At 71.3% G+C, this 19,282-nt stretch carries 11 protein-coding genes and 2 pseudogenes; 6 read left to right on the top strand and 7 right to left on the bottom strand.

Translation table 11 applies throughout. The annotated features are described in order from the left end of the window. Nucleotides 1-19 precede the first annotated feature (19 nt). Nucleotides 20-1,501: a PepSY domain-containing protein gene (locus ABZW18_RS02165; RefSeq protein ID WP_356180765.1), complete on the bottom strand. Its 1,482-nt coding sequence runs from the start codon at nucleotides 1,499-1,501 to the stop codon at nucleotides 20-22. A 161-nt stretch (nucleotides 1,502-1,662) separates the two neighbouring features. Continuing rightward, nucleotides 1,663-2,337, bottom strand: coding sequence for a hypothetical protein (locus tag ABZW18_RS02160; RefSeq protein WP_356180762.1), 675 nt, complete (start codon nucleotides 2,335-2,337; stop codon nucleotides 1,663-1,665). A 364-nt stretch (nucleotides 2,338-2,701) separates the two neighbouring features. On the opposite strand from ABZW18_RS02160, the pseudogene ABZW18_RS02155 reads away from it, so the two are divergent. Beyond that, nucleotides 2,702-2,896, top strand: a pseudogene (locus ABZW18_RS02155) (helix-turn-helix transcriptional regulator); the annotation flags it as partial. Between the two features lie 179 nt (nucleotides 2,897-3,075). Continuing rightward, complete coding sequence (locus ABZW18_RS02150; RefSeq protein ID WP_356180759.1) at nucleotides 3,076-4,614, top strand: DUF1996 domain-containing protein; 1,539 nt, start codon at nucleotides 3,076-3,078, stop codon at nucleotides 4,612-4,614. A gap of 124 nt (nucleotides 4,615-4,738) precedes the next feature. Here the strand turns inward: ABZW18_RS02150 and ABZW18_RS02145 are convergent, their stop codons facing one another. After that, nucleotides 4,739-5,248, bottom strand: a complete 510-nt coding sequence (locus ABZW18_RS02145) for a hypothetical protein (RefSeq protein WP_356180757.1) — start codon at nucleotides 5,246-5,248, stop codon at nucleotides 4,739-4,741. A gap of 158 nt (nucleotides 5,249-5,406) precedes the next feature. Between ABZW18_RS02145 and ABZW18_RS02140 the strand changes: the two genes are divergently transcribed. Further along, nucleotides 5,407-8,550 (top strand): alpha-N-acetylglucosaminidase, encoded by a 3,144-nt coding sequence (locus ABZW18_RS02140; protein WP_356180755.1) that lies wholly within the window; start codon nucleotides 5,407-5,409, stop codon nucleotides 8,548-8,550. Between the two features lie 131 nt (nucleotides 8,551-8,681). Here the strand turns inward: ABZW18_RS02140 and ABZW18_RS02135 are convergent, their stop codons facing one another. Beyond that, nucleotides 8,682-9,269: an NAD(P)H-dependent oxidoreductase gene (locus tag ABZW18_RS02135; RefSeq protein ID WP_356180752.1), complete on the bottom strand. Its 588-nt coding sequence runs from the start codon at nucleotides 9,267-9,269 to the stop codon at nucleotides 8,682-8,684. Nucleotides 9,270-9,514: 245 nt separating this feature from the next. On the opposite strand from ABZW18_RS02135, the gene soxR reads away from it, so the two are divergent. Beyond that, complete coding sequence (soxR, locus tag ABZW18_RS02130; protein WP_356180750.1) at nucleotides 9,515-9,970, top strand: redox-sensitive transcriptional activator SoxR; 456 nt, start codon at nucleotides 9,515-9,517, stop codon at nucleotides 9,968-9,970. Nucleotides 9,971-10,077: 107 nt separating this feature from the next. Here the strand turns inward: soxR and ABZW18_RS02125 are convergent, their stop codons facing one another. Further along, nucleotides 10,078-11,340 (bottom strand): MFS transporter, encoded by a 1,263-nt coding sequence (locus tag ABZW18_RS02125; protein WP_356180747.1) that lies wholly within the window; start codon nucleotides 11,338-11,340, stop codon nucleotides 10,078-10,080. A gap of 307 nt (nucleotides 11,341-11,647) precedes the next feature. Here ABZW18_RS02125 and ABZW18_RS02120 point away from each other — a divergent pair, with 307 nt between their 5' ends. Together ABZW18_RS02120 and ABZW18_RS02115 are read left to right on the top strand one after the other, a co-directional pair. Further along, nucleotides 11,648-13,687, top strand: a complete 2,040-nt coding sequence (locus ABZW18_RS02120; protein WP_356180744.1) for a hypothetical protein — start codon at nucleotides 11,648-11,650, stop codon at nucleotides 13,685-13,687. A 185-nt stretch (nucleotides 13,688-13,872) separates the two neighbouring features. Then, nucleotides 13,873-14,631 carry a TetR/AcrR family transcriptional regulator gene (locus ABZW18_RS02115; RefSeq protein WP_356180742.1) on the top strand — a complete coding sequence of 253 codons (759 nt, stop codon included), beginning with the start codon at nucleotides 13,873-13,875 and terminating at the stop codon, nucleotides 14,629-14,631. 182 nt (nucleotides 14,632-14,813) lie between these two features. Here ABZW18_RS02115 and pulA read toward each other — a convergent pair whose 3' ends face one another. Both pulA and ABZW18_RS02105 read right to left on the bottom strand, forming a co-directional pair. After that, nucleotides 14,814-17,534 (bottom strand): pullulanase-type alpha-1,6-glucosidase, encoded by a 2,721-nt coding sequence (gene pulA, locus ABZW18_RS02110; RefSeq protein WP_356181078.1) that lies wholly within the window; start codon nucleotides 17,532-17,534, stop codon nucleotides 14,814-14,816. A 309-nt stretch (nucleotides 17,535-17,843) separates the two neighbouring features. After that, nucleotides 17,844-19,241: pseudogene (locus ABZW18_RS02105) on the bottom strand (alpha-amylase family protein); the annotation flags it as partial. Between the last annotated feature and the right edge of the window lie 41 nt (nucleotides 19,242-19,282).

The following is a 19,282-nucleotide window of genomic DNA, read 5'->3' as shown; positions in this document are numbered from 1 at the left end:
CCGAAGACCATGCACACCGTCAGGAGGCGGCGCGACGGCGGGCGACGGCTCCCAACACCACGTCCACGGCGAGGAACAGCACCAGGCCGAGACCCAACAGCGGGATCAGCCAGCCGACGACCGCGGTGGCCGCGGCCAGCGGCAGCAGCACCGGCAGCGGGACGCGTCGCCAGGCGCCGCGCGGTAGGGGCCGGCCGAAGCGGAAGCCGCTTTCCTGGGCCGGCCTGCGCTGCCACCACATCGTGTAACCCCACACGATCAGCAGGATCAGCCCGAGGGCGAGCCCCATCAGCAGGAGCTGATTGACCAGGCCGAAGGCCAGGCCCTGGTGGGCGTCGATGCCCCAGCGGGTGAGCTTGGCGAGCAACGGGTGGTCCGCGAAGCGCAGTTCGTCGGTGACCTCGCCGGTGGCCGGGTGGACGGCCACCGCGTCCAGGTTCACCGGCCACTCCTTGTCGGTCTGCTTGACGACGTACGCGGTGCCCTTGCTCGGCGGGGTGATCTCGATGGGCTCCCCGGTCAGCTTCCGCTCACGAGCAACCTCGAACACCCGGTCGATTCCGACATCAGGGCCCTTCCCAGCCTGACCGCCGCCGCTCCCGTGGCCCGAGTGTTCCGCGTGCCCTCCTCCCCCGCCGCCGTTCAGCTCGGCCGAGACCGCCGGGGTGGCCCCGCGCAGCTTCGTACGCAGCACGTCGATGTTCTCGCCCGCGTACGTCGACCAGGTCAGGCCGGTGGCGGAGAGGAACACCAGGCCCAGTACCGCCCAGACGCCGACCGTGCCGTGCCACGACATGGTGCGCCGCCGTCCGGTGGAGCCGCGCTCGGGCAGCAGCAGGGCGCGGACGCCGCGGGTGGCCCGCTTGCGCTTGATCCACAGCAGCAGCCCGCCGAGCGCCACCACCCAGAGCCAGCTCGCGGCCAACTCGCTGTAGATCCGGCCGGGTTCGCCCAGGTGCAGATTGCGGTGCAGTTCGGAGACCCAGGCCCGGAAGGGCAACGCTCCGGAACCGCCGTAGCTCTCCAGCGAGCCGCGCACCTCGGCGGTGTACGGGTCGACGAAGACGGCGAGCGACTTGCCCTCGGCCACTGAGGGGTCACTGAGCAGGACACGCGTGGTGGCGCCGTCCTCCGCCGGGGGCCAGACCGCGGTGAGCTTGCCGTCCGGGTGAGCGTCGAGGGCGGCTTGGACCTGGCGTGAGAGGGGGACGGCGTCCTCGCCCACGGGTGCGGTCAGCTCGTGGGAGTAGACGGCCTTCTCGATCTGGAACGAGGCGGCGTAGAGCAGCCCGGTGGCGGCGGCGACGAGCAGGAACGGCGCGATGAGTATTCCGGCGTAGAAGTGCAGGCGCAGGACGAGCGGGCGCAGGCCCGCCCATCCGCTCCTCCTGCCGCCGGCGGTATCCGCTGCGGTCTGTGTGTCGTCCTGCTCGGAACGGCCTGGGGCGGACGGGGTTGCGGACGGGGTTTCGGTCCCCTGGACGGGGTCGTCAACGGACATGGGGTCCTTCGGTTCGTGCGGCCGCGCAGGGGCGGGCCCGTGACGCGGCGGTGGCAGGAGCCGTCCGGGCCGCCGAACGCGGCAGGACGGTGTGAGCGCGCGGCCGCCGGCGGCCGCGCGGTGAAAGCACCCACCGTTGCGCCCGTCCCGAGGCAATCCGGTCAGATACCGGGTGCGGGCGGGCCGATGAGCGCGGTGTGGGTCGACACCGCGCCGTAGGGCGGTCCGCGCCGTGAGAGGACATGCGCGAGAAGGACGCTCCGCGTCCGCCCGGCCGGTACGGTCCGCGGGCTGAGGCGGGCGGGCCGGTGCAGCTCCGGGCGCGGGGCCGCGGCGGCCAGCAGCAGCCTCAGCGGTGTGAAGGCGAGTGCGCCCAGGCAGCGCAGCAGCCGGAAGAAGGCGGCCTCACCGCGCCACAGCCAGAGCGCGCAGCACACACCTGCCAGGAGGTGGGCGGTGAACATGGCCGCGGCACCGTGGGCGGAGTCGGCGGTGTGCAGCGCCATGGCAGTGCCGGCGCCGGAACCGCCGCCGGAGCCGGACGCGGATTCCGTGCCGGCCACAGTGTGCGGGTGCGCGGTCCGCTGCCCGTCGTCGAAGAGCAGATGCAGGGCGGCCTGGACCGCCAACAGGCCGGTCCCGATGGGCAGTACGCCTCGCTGCCGTCCTCCGGCGAGCCAGGCGGCGGCGCCGGTCACACCGAACGCCGCCAGCAGCGCCTGCCACGGAATGTGATCGCCCGAAATCGAAACGTGCCCGGCCGCTGCCAGCACCACGCACACCGCGGCGAAGACCGCGGCCCGCAGGTGCCGCGAGAGCGACCGGGCATGCGTCATGGTGCGCACATGCTGTCACCCCGGCGGGGCCGGGGTGACAGGGAGTGCGAAATGTCCTGCGGGGTTCCGGTCCAGTGGCGCCCCGTGGGCGCTTCGGTCCAGTGGCACGCGCCCGTGGGCTCCGGTCCAGTGGCACCGGGCCGGCTCCGGGCCAGTGCCGTTCCGGTGCCAGCCCGCGTGCACCGGCACCCGTTCCGGCTCCGGAGCAGCGGGTCCGGCCTCCGGCTGCTCTCCGTGCGAGAGCTGGGGCAGCCGCCGCAGACCGCGCGACGCCCGCCAGTTGCGCTCTTCCAGCAGGACCATGACGGAGGGCAGCAGCACCAATTGCCGTCCCGGCGCGCCCAGAACAAGGATGGGTGGTTCGACGCCGCGGGAGAGGGAAGTAATGGAGCTGATTGCGCAGGGCAGATCGAACGCCGCCATCGCCTCACAGCTGTTCATCACGGAGGGGGCGGTGGCCAAGCACACCTCCAACATCTTCGGGAAGTTGGACCTTCCGCCGTCGGACAACGACAACCGCCGGGTTCTCGCGGTTCTCGCTTGTCTCGACCGCAGGTAACCACCCTGCGACCAGGGGTAGTTGCCCTGCCGGAATTGAACGGCTCTGCGCTCAAATGGCGTTGGCGCATCACACGAAACTCATGGGCCTTTGAACACCTCGGCGCCCGCCACCGTATGAAACGGAGCTTCTCCGCCCGGGAGTCCCCCCATCTCTCGGAACGACGCAAGAGGGGTTCCATGAATCAGAAATCGCACAAACGCTCCCCGCTGGCAGGCAGGGCGATCGCCGCGGCGGCTGCCCTGTTGCTCGGAGGCGGTGGCCTGATCGCCATCAATGTCTCCGCCAACGCCGGCCAGGATCCGGGCGGTGGCTCCTCCACGGGGCAGCCGGCCGCGAATGCCTCCACGATCGCTTGTCCGGAGGTGGTCGACCAGATACCCGATGTACCTCAGCAGTCCCGAAAGGAAGTCGACCGCAATCTCGCGTTGCTGGATACCCAGATCGGCGACTCGTACCAAAGCCTTGTCAGCAACCGGGCCAAGGCAGCGAGCGACCCGGACTGGGCCCAGAAATCGGTCCTCGACCCGCTGGCGGACAAGCGCCGAACGGTGATCAAGAACATCAACACGGCCCTCGAGGCCGAGGACGCCCAGCCCAAGGGCCTGGAGGAACTGGCCGAGTGTCAGCTCAAGGAGAATGACGCAGCAGGAGGGGACGGCCAGACCCTCGAGGGCGAAGGTCAGGACGCCGGCCAGGACGGCGGTCAGGATGCCGGCCAGGACGGTGGCCAGGATGCCGGCCAGGACGGTGGCCAGGATGCCGGCCAGGACGGTGGTCAGGACGCCGGTCAGGACGCCGGCCAGGGAGAAGGCGACCAGCAGGTCGGCGGCCCCTCCCCCGACGACTTCGTCGACATCACCACGGTGGAGCCGAACGCCGAGGGCCAGGACCAGGGCCAGAACGGCGGTTCGAACGGCACGTTCACCAGCGACTGCGGTGTGAACGAGAACAAGAAGTTCAACTCGGACAATGTCATCGCCGCGCCTGGCGTGAGCAATGGTGCCAAGCACATGCACGACTACATCGGCAACCAGGACAATACGGCGTTCTCGTCCAACGACAGCCTTGCGGCCGGCGAGACCACGTGCCAGAACCAGGAGGACCAGTCGACGTACTACTGGCCGGTGCTCCGTCTGCAGAATGGTCAGGACGAGCAGGACGCCAATGCTCCGGGCGGTGGTCAGGACGACAACATCGGCCAGATCCAGCAGCCGGCGTCGGTGACCAACGAATTCCAGGGCAGCGCTTCCGGCGATGTCGTGGAAATGCCTCGCTTCCTGCGCATCATCACGGGCGACGCAAAGGCGTTCACCAACGGTGACGCCAATGCCAATGCCTCGTGGAGCTGCAGCGGATTCGAGGACCGGCAGCTGACGGACAAGTACCCGATCTGCCCCGAGGGCAGCCAGGTGCTGCGCAAGTTCGAGTTCCAGAGCTGCTGGGACGGTCAGAACATCGACAGTGCGAACCACCGCACGCATGTCGACTTCGCCAACGAGGACGGGTCGTGCGACAACGGCTTCCAGGCGATCCCGAAGCTCGTGCAGACGATCGCCTACGACGTTCCGCCCGGCCCCGGCTTTGCCGTCGACTCCTTCCCGGAGCAGCTGCACAAGCCGATCACGGACCACGGCGACTTCATCAACGTCTTCTCCGAGGGCCTGATGAAGGAGGCGGTGGACTGCATCAACGGCGGCCAGCAGTGCAATAACTGAGTTCTGGCCGCCCTCGGGGACACGCTGGGCGGTCAGCCTCCGTGCTGACCGCCGTGCCCCTTGTGACCGATGCCGTGACCGGTGTCGCCGGAGTGGGTTCCCGGGCGACACCGGTTTCGGCGTCTCAGTGCGAGTCGCCCTTGTGTGAGTCGCCCTTGTGCGAGTGGTCTCCCTTCGAGCCACCGCCGTGCGAGTCACCACCGTGTCCGTGTGCGGGTGAGGTCTCGACCACCCCGCCGAGCCGGCCGCGCACCTTCCCCAGCACCTTCGGGTCGCCCACCGCGACCCACTTCCTGCCCACGAGATACGAACCGCCGTAGATCTGCGCCTCGGTCAGCCACTTCTGCTGACCCTGATGCGTGGTGAACGTCGCCAGAACGTACTTACCGGCCTTCGTCTTGCAGAGGCCCTGCCTCAGCTCGTCCGCGTCGATCTGCATATTGGGCTTGCACGTCGCCTTCGCGGCCAGCTGCTCCACGGTCCCCGTCGCGGTCTTCGGCACCTTGGCCTTCGCGTCCCCGCCGCCACACCCGGCAGTGAGGACGAGCGCACCGGCCAGCGCGGTGGACATGATGACGGCTCGACCACGTATACGGCCCGGAGCCCGCCCGGGGGCTCGGTCTGGGAATCGCATGGATGACCTCCTGAGGGGATACACACTCCGACACTTCCCGTACGGGAATCCTCTGCGAATGTCTCAGTCGCGCGCCCCATTGCTCCCCCATATCCCGGTCATTAACGTGCAACGCGCAGACACCTGTCGCCGCACCACCCGCACAGTGGGGAGCGCACGTGACCGATCCACACCGCCGCAACGTGGCACGACGGACGCTGCTGGGGACCGCCGGAGCGTTCGGCGCCGCCGCGGCCCTCGGCGGTGGCCCGCGCGTGCCGGCCGCCGCCTCCCCCTCGGGGGACGCGTCCCCCGACGAGGACTCCGCCGGGACCGATGACACCTCTCCGGCGGGCGCGGCACTGAGGCGTTTACTGCCTGACCACGCGGACCAGTTCCGGCTACAGGCCCTGTCGGGAGGCCCCGAGCGTTTCCGGGTCTCCGGTACGGCAGGCCGTATCGAGGTGTCGGGCACCTGCCCCGGCGTACTGCTCACCGGTGTCCACTGGTACCTCAAGTACGTCTGCGGGGCGCATATCTCCTGGTCCGGCACCCAGCTCCGGCTGCCGAAACGCCTGCCCGCGCCCGCCCGCCCGCTGGAGCGGTCCGCGACCGTGCCGGTCCGCTTCGCGCTCAACGACACGCATGACGGCTACACCGGACCGTACGCCGACTGGCCGCGCTGGGAGCGGCTGATCGACGTCATGGCGCTGCACGGTCTCAACCAGGTCCTGGTCACCCCCGGCCAGGAGGCCGTCTACCACCGCCTGCTCCAGGATTTCGGCTACACCGACGCCGAGGCACGCGCCTGGCTGCCCGCCCCCTCCCATCAGCCGTGGTGGCTACTGCAGAACATGAGCGCGTACGGCGGTCCGGTCAGCCCGGAGCTCCTGGCGAGACGCACCGAGCTGGGCCGCCGGATCACCGACCGGATGCGCGAGCTCGGCATGGCTCCGGTGCTCCCGGGCTACTTCGGCACCGTCCCGGACGGCTTCGAGCAGCGCAACCCTGGGGCGCGTACGGTCCCGCAGGGCGTCTGGGCGGGTCTGAAGCGCCCGGACTGGCTCGACCCCAGGACCGCCGCGTTCCGCGACGTGGCCGCCGCCTTCTACCGGCACCAGCGCGATCTCTTCGGTCCCGTGGACCACTTCAAGATGGATCTGCTGCACGAGGGCGGGAACGCCGGTGACGTGCCCGTGCCGGACGCCGCCCGCGCCGTCGAGAAAGCCCTCCGAACGGCCCGGCCCGATGCCACCTGGATGATCCTCGGCTGGCAGGCCAATCCGCGCCGGGACCTGCTGGACGCCCTGGACAAGGACCGGATGCTGGTCGTGGACGGGCTCTCCGACCTGGAGAGCGTGACCGACCGCGAGAAGGACTGGGGCGCCACCCCGTACGCCTTCGGCACGATCCCCAACTTCGGCGGGCGCACCACCATCGGCGCCAAGACCCATATGTGGGCGGACCGTTTCACCGCCTGGCGCGACAAGCCGGGCAGCAAGCTGGCCGGCACGGCGTACATGCCCGAGGCGGTCGAGCGCGACCCCGCGGCGTTCGAGCTGTTCAGCGAGCTGGCGTGGCGGCGGGAGCCGGTGGACCGGGCCGCGTGGTTCGCGGACTACGCGGATCTGCGCTACGGCGGACGCGACCCGCACGCGCGCGAGGCGTTCGACGCGCTCCGCGGCACCACGTACGAGATCAGCAGCCGCGACGGGCGCCCGCACGACAGCATCTTCGCCGCGCGGCCCAGCCTCGGTGCCCGCTCCGGCACGTACTACGCCACGCACACGCCTGCCTTCGATTCGGCCCGGTTCGACACCGCGTTCGCCGCGCTGCTGAATGTGCGGGAGGGGCTGCGCGGCTCCGACGCGTACCGCTACGACCTGACCGACAGCGCCCGGCAGGCCCTGGCCAACCGCTCCTGGCAGCTGCTGCCCCAGCTGAGGACCGCCTTCGAGCGCGGGGACCGGGACACCTTCCGCGCCCTGGCCCGCCTGTGGCTGCGGCTGATGCGGCTGAGCGAGGACATCACCGGCGCCCACCCTCTCTTCCTGCTCGGCCCCTGGCTGGAGGACGCGAAGCGGATGGCGGCCGGGGAGACGGAGTCGGCGCAGCTGGAGCGTTCGGCCCGGGTGCTCGTCACCACCTGGGCGGACCGGGTCACGGCGGACGGCGGGCGGCTCGCGAACTACGCCAACCGCGACTGGCAGGGTCTGATCGGGGACTTCCATCTGCCGCAGTGGCAGGCGTTCCTGGACGAGTTGGAGGACGCGCTCGCCGAGGGCCGGGAGCCCAGGGCCTTCGACTGGTACGCCGTCGAGGAGCCTTGGACGCGGGAGCGCACGAGCTATCCCCTGCGGCCGACGACTGATGCCCACCGCACCGCGCGACGGGTGCACGAAGCGCTGGCGAAGGCCCCGTACCAGGGCAGCGTGACCGTGACCGCCGAGCCGTCCGCGCTGCCGCCGGGCGGCAGCGCGAAGGTCACGGCAGCCTTTCGCAATGTCAACGGCCTGTCCCCGACCGGCCGCGTCGACTTCCGCCTGACCGGCCTGGACGCCGAGGCGGATGGCCCGACGTCGCTGCCGCGGGTTCCGCCGGGCGGCAGCGGCTCGGTCCGCTGGCGGGCCACTGCCCCGGACGAGCCTCTGGACCACCCGCTGAAGCCGCTGCCGTACGAATTGAGCACGGAGTACGGCCCTCGGGGGGAGGACCGGGTGCGCACCACGCAGCGCGGCACGCTCTTCGTGGCGGGGCCGCTCGATCCGGGGTGGCGGACGGTCACCAACAACGCGGCGGTCTTCGGGCAGCTGGGCGACCGGATCGGCATCGACGGGGCGGGCGCGGACCTGTGGAAGGCGACGGCCGAGTTCGGCGCGGTGTACCGCGAGGGCGCGTACCGGGGCGGTACGTCCGTGACCGTACGGGTCGGCCGGCAGGCCACGACCGGGCCGTGGGCGCGGGCCGGGATCATCGTCCGCAACAGCCTGGCGACCGCCGGGTCCCAGGGCTTCGTGAACCTGTCGGTGACCCCGGCCAGCGGCGTCGTCCTGTCCTACGACAGCAACGGCGACGGCACACTCGACACGTACCAGCGCATCACGGGGGTGCGCGCACCGGTCCTGCTGCGGCTGTCGCGGGCCGCTTCCGGTACGTACACCGGGGAGTGCTCGACGGACGGCGGCACGACCTGGCGCAGGGTCGGGACGGTCACGGTGCCGGGGGCCGCGCAGAGCCAGGACGCCGGGCTGTTCATGTCGGCGTCGAACGGCGGAGACGGGGGGCGGGGGACGGTCGAGTTCAGTGGGTGGCAGCTGCGCTGACCCGGCAGACGTGACAGAAGCGGCGGAATCGGCGGTCTCCCGCACGGGACCTGTCCCGGCCGCAACGGACGAGACTCAAGAGTCCGTTCGAACGGGGCAGTGTCCAGCGGGAGGCCGCCGCGCCGTGCAGCTCAGGTCCCGTACGGGTGCTTGCTGCGGGCCTCGCGGAGAGCCTCGGCCCACCAGCTGAGCTGGTCGATCATGGTCTTGGCCGCCGCGTTGCAGCCCTCGGGGTCGGTCGGGCGGCCGTCCTCGCCGAACTGGCTCCACGCGGTGTGGAAGCTGACGGTGTCGCGCACGGTGACCGCGTGCAGCTCGGCGAAGACCTGGCGCAGGTGCTCCACCGCCCGCAGTCCGCCGGACACGCCGCCGTAGGAGACGAACCCGACGGGCTTGGCGTTCCACGCTGCGTTGTGCCAGTCGATGACGTTCTTCAGGAACGCCGGGAAGCTGTGGTTGTACTCGGGGGTCACCACCACGAACGCGTCGGCCGCCTCCAGGCGCGGGCTCACGAGTCCCAGCGCCTCGGCCGTCCCGGGTGAGGGATCCATCGTGGGCGCCGTCATGCCCAGCTTGACGTCTGCCAGATCGATGACGTCGATGTCGAGGTCGGCGCGGGGCTCGGCCTCCTCGACGAACCACCGGGCGACGGTCGGCCCGAATCGGCCTTCCCTGACACTGCCGATGATGACGGCCAGTCGGATGGGTGCGTCGGACATCAGATTCTCCTCGGATGCTGCGGATATCGCGCGTGTACGCGTCGCGAGTGCGAAAAAACGTGCGGGGAGCGGAGGTCTCAGGAGACGCGGCGGCGGGGTCCCGCTATCACCGCGAGCGGCCCGTGCTCCGGCTGCTCGCCGGAGAGCGCTCCGCCGCCCTGGGCCCGGAGCACCGGCGCCTCTGTCTGCTCCATGACTGAAGCCTCCAACTTAAACAAGGGTTCAAGTCAAGCTACAGTTGCCGAGTGAGCCAACTTTCCTGGAATGCCCGGGAAGCCACGGTCGGAGAGCTGGCCGACCGCAGTGGCGTCCCTGCCTCGGCCCTGCGCTTCTACGAGCGGCAGGGCCTCATACACAGCCGGCGCACTTCGGGGAACCAGCGCCGCTACAGCCGGGACGCCCTCCGCCGGGTCGCCTTCATCCGCGCCTCGCAACGCGTCGGTATCCCGCTCGCGACGATCCGGGACGTCCTCGCCCTGCTGCCGGATGGCCGTACGCCCACCCGGGAGGACTGGACCCGGGTCTCGGAGTGCTGGCGCAAGGACCTCAACGCCCGTATCCGGGAGTTGGAGCTGCTGCGGGACAACCTCAGCGACTGCATCGGCTGCGGCTGTCTCTCGATCGACCGCTGCCTGCTGGCCAACCCGTACGACGAACTGGGCGAGCAGGGCCCGGGTCCGCGGCGGCTTCTCGAGTCCTAGCCGCGAACCGAGTGACCCTGGGGGTCACTCGGTCACGCTGAACACCGGCACGCCGCGGATCCCCAGCTGTCGTTGTTCCCGCGGTCGTGGTTCCCGCGGTCGCCGACCTACCGGCTCGATACCGGTGTCTGCTTCCCGGTACGTTCCGTGGGTTCCGGCTCCGCCCGCTCCGCGCCCGGCGCGGGCACCTTCACCAGCAACAGAATCAGCAGCAGCACCGCTGCGAATCCGGCGAGCACCAGGAATCCGGCATGCAGCGACAGCTCCCCGATGAGCGGTCCGACCAGGAGCGGCGAGAGGAACTGGCCGGCGAAAGTGGCTGTGCCCGACAGGGCGGTGGCCTGGCCACGCAGCTCGGCCGGGGGCGTCTCGCCGATCAGCACGGTCAGGGCGGGGAACGCGATGCCGTTGCCGATGCCGTACAGCAGCGGTGCGAGGAGCAGAAGCACGGGCTGGTCCGTGGTGCCGAGGATGAGGAAGGCCAGCAGCCACGGGGCGACCGACAGCCGGAGCAGACCGGAGTAATTCAGGTTGGCCCGGATCCTCACGTAGACGAGGCCGACCAGGCTCATGGCCCCCGAGACGCTCATGGTGTAGAAGGAGACGAGGACCGGGTGCTCGACCCCCGCCTGCGCCAGCTGCTGCGGAAGGAAGACGATCAGTCCGTAGAGCATGATGCCACTCGCCAGCATCAGCCCGTAGAAGCCCAGAAGGGCGGGGTACCGCCGCAGCAGCGTCAGCATTCCGCCGCTCCTGCTCCGGCCCAGGCCCTCGGCCCGGGCGCCCGGCAGTGTCAGCAGGGCCGCGATACCGATCGGAACACCGAGCGCATAGACCGCGAAGGGCGCGTGCCAGGAGAGCCCGCCGAGCGCGCCGCCCAGCAGCGGCCAGAGGACTCCGCCCAGGCTGACCGCCGTGACGCGCCAGCCCATCACCCGGTCCAGCTCCGCCCCGCGGTAGAGCGACAGCATGGCCACGGTGGTACCGCTGAACACCGCCGCCGCGCCGATACCGAAGACGAACCGGCTGGCCAGCAGTGCCGGGTACGAGGTGGTGAACAGGCCTGCGCCACCCGCGACTCCGTACAGCACGAGCCCCGCGGCCAGCGGGACGCGGACCCCCCACCGGTCGATCATCCAGCCGATCAGGGGACTGGAGACGGCGATGGCCAGACCGTGGGCGGTCAGAACCAGACCGGCCCGCGTGCCGTTGACGCCGAGATCGTTGCGGATCACCTCCACCACGGGCGAGAGGATCGCCCCCGCCATGATGGTGAGCGTCGAGGCCAGCAGAAGTATCGCGAGTGCACCCGGATTCCTGCGCTCGGCGGTGGTGATCGCCTCCAGGTCATTGCGCTTGAAGAGGTTCACCACAAAAACCTTCCGAACATGGCACATCCGCCTTCCGCACGGGAGCACGGCGACCGGTCGGCCGCCGTGCGACTGGTGACCAGCCTCTGACTTGAACCATGGTTCAAGTCAAGGCGGCCTGAAAGAGTTCTTCGGATCACCGACCGGTGACCCGATGGGCAGGTGCCTGGAACGGTCAGGGCCCTGGCACTCCATGGAGCGCCGGGCCCGGCTGCGTCACGTGAAGTCGACGATCGTCGGCCGCGACCGCCGCGCGGCGTCGTTCACCCTCAGGTGACCATCGGACGATTCGCTCGTTCTGCTGAACGTGACTTCCCGGGAAGCGACAGCCGCCCAGCCCCCTTCCGCCGTATCGCCCGAGCCGGTCGGGCTCGAGCAGGCCGAGGCCGCGCTCGTCGAAAACTACGCACGGCTCGTCCGGATCGCCTACCTCGTACTGCCGCCCTCCCTGGGCCGCAACCGCAGGGTGCTGACGGCGCATTCCGTCGCGCAGCGGGCGCTCCCCCGCAACCGCGCGGGCGGCACCCAGCCCGGCCTTCCCGCGCAGCGCACGGACGAGTCCGGCGGCCGGGCGCGTGGCGCGGCGGGCTCGGTCGGCTATGCGTTCGTACGGCTGCGGGTGCTGCGGGCCGCGCTGGCCGCCGGGCGGCCACGGCGGCGCTGGCAGCTTCCCCGGCGCGCGCAGCTGCCCCCGCTGTTTCCGCATGTCTGGGGGCTGCGGCTGTTCCCGCGTTCGGGCGGTGCCGATGAACTCGCCCTGGACCAGGCGCTGTCAGCGCTGTCCTCCCCCGCGAGGGCCGCGTACGTGCTGCGCACGCTGGAGCGGCTCACCGACCGGGAGGTGCGCGGGTTGCTGGAGGAGGCCGGCGCCCGGGACGCGCGGGCAGCCCTGGCGGAGGCGGACGACCTGGCCGTACCGAGCGGCAGTCGGGACGAACTGCTCCTGGAGTCACCGGAGTTCGACCCGTGCTCCCTCCAGGCCCGGCCCACCGATCTGCTGCGCCGCCGCCAGCATCTGCGGGCGGCCCTCGCCGCCGCCGCCGCGGTCATCGTCTGCGGCGCGCTGCTCGGGGTGCCGGGCGGGGGCTGGGGCCCGGACGGAGCGGCCGCGCCGCCGTACGCCCGGAATCCGGCCTCAGAAAAGGCCCTGGACCCGGCCTCGTTGACGAAGGCGCCGCCCGGCACCTGGCTGGCCTCGGACCGTACGGACTTCTCCACCTGGCCGGCGCGCGGGAACCGCACCGGGGACCGGGAGCTGTTGCGCCGCGCCCTCGCCGTCTGGGCACGTCCGGGCCGGACGGTGCAGGTGTCCGCGACCCTCGGCACGACCTCCGGCCCACCGCCCGGACCGGCGCAGCTGCTCTACGCGGGCGAGGTGGACCGGGCTGCGGTGGTGCTGCTGTACGACGGGCTGCGCGTGGTGCGCTACGCGGAGGCGAAAGACGGCGAGAGTGGCGGCGCGGTGCTGGACTTCGCGCGGACGGACGGGGCGGACGCCACGTCCGCGACCGCTCTCGTGGTGGGCCGTACCGACGGCAATGTCCGCTATCTGACCGCCCCCTGGGTCTCCGGCTCCCGGGTGCTCGACCTGCTGCGGCCCACGGACGGGGCGCGGCCGCTGCACCGTACCGGGGACGGGGTGACCGATCCCGTGCCGAGCCCTGTCGCCGCCTCGACCTGCCATACCTGGTCCGCGCTGGAGTTGCGTACGGCCACGGGGATGGAAGCGCCCACGGCCACCGAGGGCGGGTCGGCCCTGCCGCACCTGGTGACGGACCTGGGCGAGCTGACCCCCGCCAGGCTGACCTACGGCAACCCCGCGGGGCAGCCGCGCGACGTGACGGGCAGCGCGGCGCGCGCGAGCTGGGCGCGTACCGTCTGCCACCTCTCGGCGGTGCGCTCGCTGGGCGTACGGGCCGTGAACTCCTGGCACTTCGCCACCCAGCCGCTGCCCGGCGGGGGCGGCGGCAGCGCGGCCTGGGTGTGCACGCGCGCGGAGACCTGGCGGGGCGGCGGCAGCCGGGTGATGGCGCACTTCCAGCCGCCCACCGGGAAGCCGTCCGCCGGGAAGCCGTCCGCCGAGGACGTGGTGGCCGCGCAGGCCGGGAACTCCACGGCCTGCGGCCCGCGCGCCCCCCGGGTGCTGGCGGGCGTGCTGTGGAAGTCCCGGGGCGGACAGTGGTACGTACTGGCCGCGGGCAGCCCCCAGGTGACGTCGATCACCGCGTCGGGCGGGGCGCTGGGCAGCGTGCGCGGCAGTCTGCTGGCCCTTCCGGCCGAGCGCGGCGCGCGTGCCGAACTGGACGGGCGGCTCGCGGACGGGGAGCACCTCTCCGCCCTGCACTGAACAAGGTCCCGCGCCGGCCCGGTTGTTGTGTGCGGCGCTGCTGTCGTGTGCGGCGCTGCGGGCCGGGACCAGGACAAGGGTGCTGATCTGCGCTTTTATGCGGTCCGGCGGGCTCGCGGGGGTCCGCCCCTGCGACCGGCGAACGGCCCTGACGTCCCCGCGACCCGGCGGTTAGGGTGTGAAGCATGAGGACTGGGGTGCGCCGCAGGATGGGCGTTGAGGAACGGCGCGAGCAGCTGATCGCCGTGGCACAGGAGCTGTTCAGCCAACGCCCCCCGGGGGAGGTGTCGATCGACGAGATCGCGACCGCCGCGGGCATATCGCGGCCGCTCGTCTACCACTACTTCCCCGGCAAGAACAGCCTGTACGACGAGGTGGTGCAGCGTGCCGCCGACGAGTTGACAAGACGCTTCTCCGAACCGCAGGAAGGTCCGCTGGGCGCCCGGCTGTTGCGCGTCATGGGCCGCTACTTCGACTTCGTCGACCAGCACGGCCCCGGTTTCTCGGCGCTGCTGCGCGGCGGCACATCCGTCGGTCCGGAGCGGGCGAACGCGTTGATCGACGAGGTGCGGCAGGCCGCCTACAACCACATGCTCGCCCACTTGGGCGTCACGGCACCCGGCCCGCGCATCGCTCTGGCCGTCCGCTCCTGGATCGGAGTGGCCGAGACGACGGCGCTGATGTGGCTGGACGGCCGGGAGATGCCGCGGGACCAACTGGAACTGCAGCTGGTGCACGACTTCATGGCACTGGTGGCGGTGAGCGCGGCGTACGACGAGGAGGCCGCCGCACTGGTGCGGTGGATCGTCGCGCAGGAACCGGTGAACGGAACGTTCGGGGACCTCGTCTCCCGCCTGATCACCCTGGCCCCGGCACCAGCAGAGGCGGTGGCGGTGGCGGTGGCGGAGACATCGCAACAGCCTCGGTGCGCCCAGCCCTCCTGACCCCGGAGATACACCGGATCCTGCGCACGAACACCAGCCGCCGGATCCCGGTGACCACCCGTATCGGTGACGCACGGAGAGCTGACCAGAGCCGGTGGGCCGGGCCCGCAGTCGGAAGGGCGGGCCCGGCTGTTCAGCGCGTCGGCCATCGAGCGGGCGAAAGGCAGCGGGCCACGGACCGGTCAGCTTCGGTCGAACACCGCCACCGTCCGGGCCGGGACGCCGAAGGTGCCGGAGTCACGGTCGTAGGACGAGGACTTGACTGTCGCGTCCCGGCCTTCCGCCTGCACGCTGTGCAGGGCGTACGGTTCGCCCGCCGCGGCCGGGACCTTCTGGGCCTGCCGTTCGGGTGTCGCGTTGAAGACCACGACCAGGGTGCCGAGCCGCATCGTGATGACGCCCGGCGTCTCGTTCTTGCCCGAGACGGGGAAGGAGAGGGCCGACTGGACCTCGTCGGTCGCGGACAGTCCGAAGGACCTCTCCGTGCCACGGATCTTCAGCAGGTCCCGGTACGCGGCCGAGGCGGCGGTGATGTCCCCGCAGCCGGGGCTCAGCGCGGGCGAGGTCAGGAGCGGCTTGGCGAAGGGCCACTTGGGCTCGTTGTCCGGCGCGGGGGGAAGCCCGCGGCCGAAGCCGTTGCCGTCCGCGCAATTCCAGTGGATGGCGTTGAACCAGTCGCCGCTGTCGTAGGAGTTGCGGTCCAGGGACTTGGAGCGCAGCAGATCCGTAGCGGCCTGGCTGAGCGCCGGCCCTTGTGACAGAGCCGCCGTGGCCATCGCCAGAACCTGCATACGGGACCGGTCGGCCGGCGAAGTGGCGCGCGGGAGCTTGAAGGCGAGCGCGTCGTACAGCGTCTCGTTGTCGTGGGCGTCGGCGTACGCGAGGGCGTCGCCGGGGGCGGCCGCGTACCCGGCCGGGGCGCCGTTGTAGTCGACGTCCGAGCCCTTGACGCGCTTGCCCGAGGAGTCCGTGAAGGCGAAGTCCTTCAGATTGCCGGTCAGGCCCACCTTGATCAGATCCTGGTAGTGGAGCAGACGGGACTTCTGTTCCGCCGGAGAGCCGTTGGCCTTCGACTCGTTCGGGTCGGTGAACAGGCCCGAGGCGAAGCCCTGCACCCCCGGGTCCTCGTCGAAGGGACCGCCGCCGCGCACCGCGTCGCGGGCGCGGTCGGAGAACGTGGCGATGCCGGTGCCCGCCATGTTCTTCTGTGTGGCCTGCTGGAAGCGGGCGTCATCGGCGATCTCGCCGAAGTTCCAGCCCTCCCCGTACAGGACGATCCTCTCTCCGTCCACGCCGTCCACGCCGTCCTTGGCGGCCGTGAGGGCGTCGAGGGCCTTGCGGACGGCGAGGATGTTCGCCTTCGGGTGGTGTCCCATGAGGTCGAAGCGGAAGCCGTCGACCTTGTACTCCCTGGCCCAGGTGACGACGGAGTCGACGACGAGCTTGCCCATCATGGTGTGCTCGGGCGCGGTGTTGGCGCAGCACGTGGAGGTGGCGACCGAGCCGTCGGCCAGCAGGCGCTGGTAGTAGCCGGGGACGATCCTGTCGAGGATCGATTTCTCGTCCTGCCCGCTCGCCACGGTGTGGTTGTAGACGACGTCCATGACGGTGCGCAGACCGGTGCGGCCGAGGCCCTGGACCATCCGGCGGAACTCCACCGTGCGGCGGGTGCCGTCCGGATCGCTCGCGTACGAGCCCTCCGGGACCGTGTAGTGCAACGGGTCGTAGCCCCAGTTGTACGCGTCCTTCGCGGCGGCCTTGGCCACGCACTCCTGCTGCTTCCCGGAGTCGGCCGCGTACGAGGCGAGGTCGCAGCCGGGCTCCGCCTGGTCTACCTTGCGCTCCGGGATGGTGCCGATGTCGAACGCCGGGAGGAGGTGGACGTACGAAGTGCCGGACGCGGCGAGCTTCTTGAGGTGCCGGACCCCGTCCGACGTCCTGTCGGTGAAGGCCAGGTACTCGCCCGGGTGCCCGGAGTTGCTGTCCGCGATCGAGAAGTCGCGGATGTGCAGCTCCTGGATCCGGGCGCTTCGGAGCGGGACCGCCGCGGGCTTCCTCATGCTCGACCAGCCCTGGGGAGCGAGCCCCGGGTCGGCCAGGTCCACCACCAGGCTGCTTTTCGAGTCGGCGGTCAGCGCCGTGGAGTAGGGGTCGGTGACCTTGTTGGTGACCAGCTTCCCGACAGAGGGGGCCCATACGGTCACGGCGTACCGGTAGGGCTTGCCCCGCCAGCTCCTGGGGCCGGTGACGCTCCAGACGCCGCTCGCGTCATCGCGGGCCATCGGGACGGTCCGGCCGTCCAGCTCCAGGGACACCTTCTGCGCGGTGGGGGCCCAGACCGACAGGGCGGGGCGGCCGTTCCGGAACACTGGGCCGAGCTTCGCCTTCGACGCGCGGGCCGCGTACAGATCGTCCAGCGCGCCCGGGATCTGCACGCCCGTCGCGGCGAGCAGCGCGCCGTCGGCAGCCCGCTGGGTGGCGAGGAGCCGGCTCCGCAGAGCGGTACGGACGCGGTCCCGGTCGCGGGGGTCGACGGTGAAGGCCGGATAGTCCTTCAGGTGCGGGTACTTGGCCTTCTGCGCGTCGGTGAGCGAGGAGGGCGTCATCCGCAGTCGGTGGCTCGTACCGGCCGGCGCGCCGTCCTGGGACGAGCCCCGGGTGTAGACGAGCTGCTGGCGGGTGGCATCGGTCGCCTCGACCTTCCAGACGACGGTGTCGCGGTCGATCCACTGCGCCTCGGCCTTGGTGGTGGCGAGGACCGACTCCTCGGAGGGCGAGGCGGGCGGGGCGGGCGCGGCCGACGCGGAGAGCGGGGCGGCCGGGGCTGTCGCGGAGAGCGGGGCGGCCGGGGCTGTCGCGGAGAGCGGGGCGGGCGGGGCGGCCGACGCCGATACGGCGGGCACGAGCGCCACGCACAGGGTTGCTGCTACGGCAGCGGCCGTTCTGCGCGGAGAGGGGCGTATCACGGACAGGGCTCCTTGATGCCTTGATGAGGTACGGAGAGGGGGCCACACGGCGGCCGGGGGCGTGAGCGGCGGCCGAAAAGCGGCGGGACGTCAAAGACGCAAGGCGACGGCGCGCGGGGGGATGCGGAGGTGCGGAGGGCGGCGGAGGTGCGTGGCGGGGCGCGGAGGGAGGCGGAGGCGCGAACGCACCGGCGCGGAACGATGCCAGCCGCGCCGGTTGGCGTTCAGCCGCGCCGGTGTCGTTCAGCAGCTGCGCGCCCCGACGTGCAGGGCGACCGCCGTGTTCGCGCCCAGCGTCGCCGTGAACCGGCCGGAGCCGTCCACCGTCACCCCGCGGCCGCTCTGCACATCGCAGTAGCCCCCTGCCGGGAGCGAGGTCTGGTACGTACGGGACGCCGCGCCGTTCTCATGGTTGATGGCCACGAAGCCCTTGTCGCCGCGGCCGAAGGCGATGGAGTCGCCCCCGTTGTCCCACCAGTCGGTGACCGGCGTCCCGCGCACGGCGTTGCGGAAGCCCACCATGCTCGCGATCTCCGGCCACTTGTGCTGGCACTTCCAGCCCTCCTGCCAGCAGGCGTTGACCGTGCCCCCGTTCGGCGGGCCCGCGTCCCGGTCGGTGAACTCGTAGCCCGAGTGCACATCCGGCGCCCCGTACGGCCAGGCCAGCATGAAGACATTGGCCAGGGTGTAGTCGGCGCCGTCCTTGTAGCTGAGGGTGTCGCCGCCGCGCTCGGTGTCGTGGTTGTCGACGAACACCGCGGACTGCCCGCCGGGCATGTATCCCCAGCCCTCGCCGTAGTTCTTCAGATAGGCGAGGTTCTCGTTGTCGAACACCCGCTTGAGGTCACGGGCGTAGCGGAACTCCTGCACATCGCCGGTGCCGAGGTACTCGCTCGGTGAGACCGCCTCACCCGCTCCGTGGATCGCCTCCTGCTTCCAGTACACGCCCGGATCGCTCAGCCTGCCCTTGATCGCGGACAGATCCGCCGCGGGAATGTGCTTGGCGGCGTCGATACGGAAGCCGTCGACGCCCAGCAACAGCAGATCGTTCAGATACCCGGCGATGCGGGAGCGGACGTACTCCTCGCCCGTGTCCAGGTCCGCCAGGCCGACCAGCTCGCAGTTCTGCACATCGGCCCGGTCCTGGTAGTTGACGATGCTGGACCTGCAGTCGTCCATGTCCTGCGACTGGTAGTGGCCGGGGTAGCCGTACTTCGTGTACGACGAGCCGCCGGTGCCCGTGCCGGACGCCGACGCCATGTGGTTGATCACCGAGTCGGCGACGACCTCGACGCCCGCGCCGTGGCAGGCGTCGACCATGTTCTTGAAGGCGGCGCGGTCGCCCAGCCGTCCGGCGATCCGGTAGCTCACCGGCTGGTACGAGGTCCACCACTGGCCGCCCTGGATGTGCTCCTGGGGCGGCGAGACCTGGACGTAGCCATAGCCGGCCGGGCCCAGGGTGTCCCGGCACTCCCGGGCGACCGAGTCGAAGCGCCACTCGAAGAGGACGGCGGTGACGTCCTTGGCGCCGGGCGGGGCGGCCTGCGCCGGCGGGAGCGCGGCGGGTGCGGCGAGTGCCGACGCTCCCGCCACGAGGGCGACGGCGGCGGCGAGGACTCTGCCGGCCGGGCTGCGGAGCGGCACACCGACCGGTCCTCGGAGCGATCCGCGGACCGGTCCACCGA

This window comes from Streptomyces sp. NPDC004647 (assembly GCF_040609575.1).
GTDB lineage: Bacteria > Actinomycetota > Actinomycetes > Streptomycetales > Streptomycetaceae > Streptomyces.
Note: the sequence above shows the minus strand (reverse complement) of the source record. Positions and strands in the feature narration are given on the sequence as shown.

Excerpts from the sequence above, each read along its gene's own strand:
- ABZW18_RS02165 (WP_356180765.1), bottom strand. The coding sequence starts at position 1,501 with ATGTCCGTTGACGACCCCGTCCAGGGGACCGAAACCCCGTCCGCAACC.
- ABZW18_RS02160 (WP_356180762.1), bottom strand. The coding sequence starts at position 2,337 with ATGACGCATGCCCGGTCGCTCTCGCGGCACCTGCGGGCCGCGGTCTTC.
- ABZW18_RS02150 (WP_356180759.1), top strand. The coding sequence starts at position 3,076 with ATGAATCAGAAATCGCACAAACGCTCCCCGCTGGCAGGCAGGGCGATC.
- ABZW18_RS02145 (WP_356180757.1), bottom strand. The coding sequence starts at position 5,248 with ATGCGATTCCCAGACCGAGCCCCCGGGCGGGCTCCGGGCCGTATACGT.
- ABZW18_RS02135 (WP_356180752.1), bottom strand. The coding sequence starts at position 9,269 with ATGTCCGACGCACCCATCCGACTGGCCGTCATCATCGGCAGTGTCAGG.
- ABZW18_RS02115 (WP_356180742.1), top strand. The coding sequence starts at position 13,873 with ATGAGGACTGGGGTGCGCCGCAGGATGGGCGTTGAGGAACGGCGCGAG.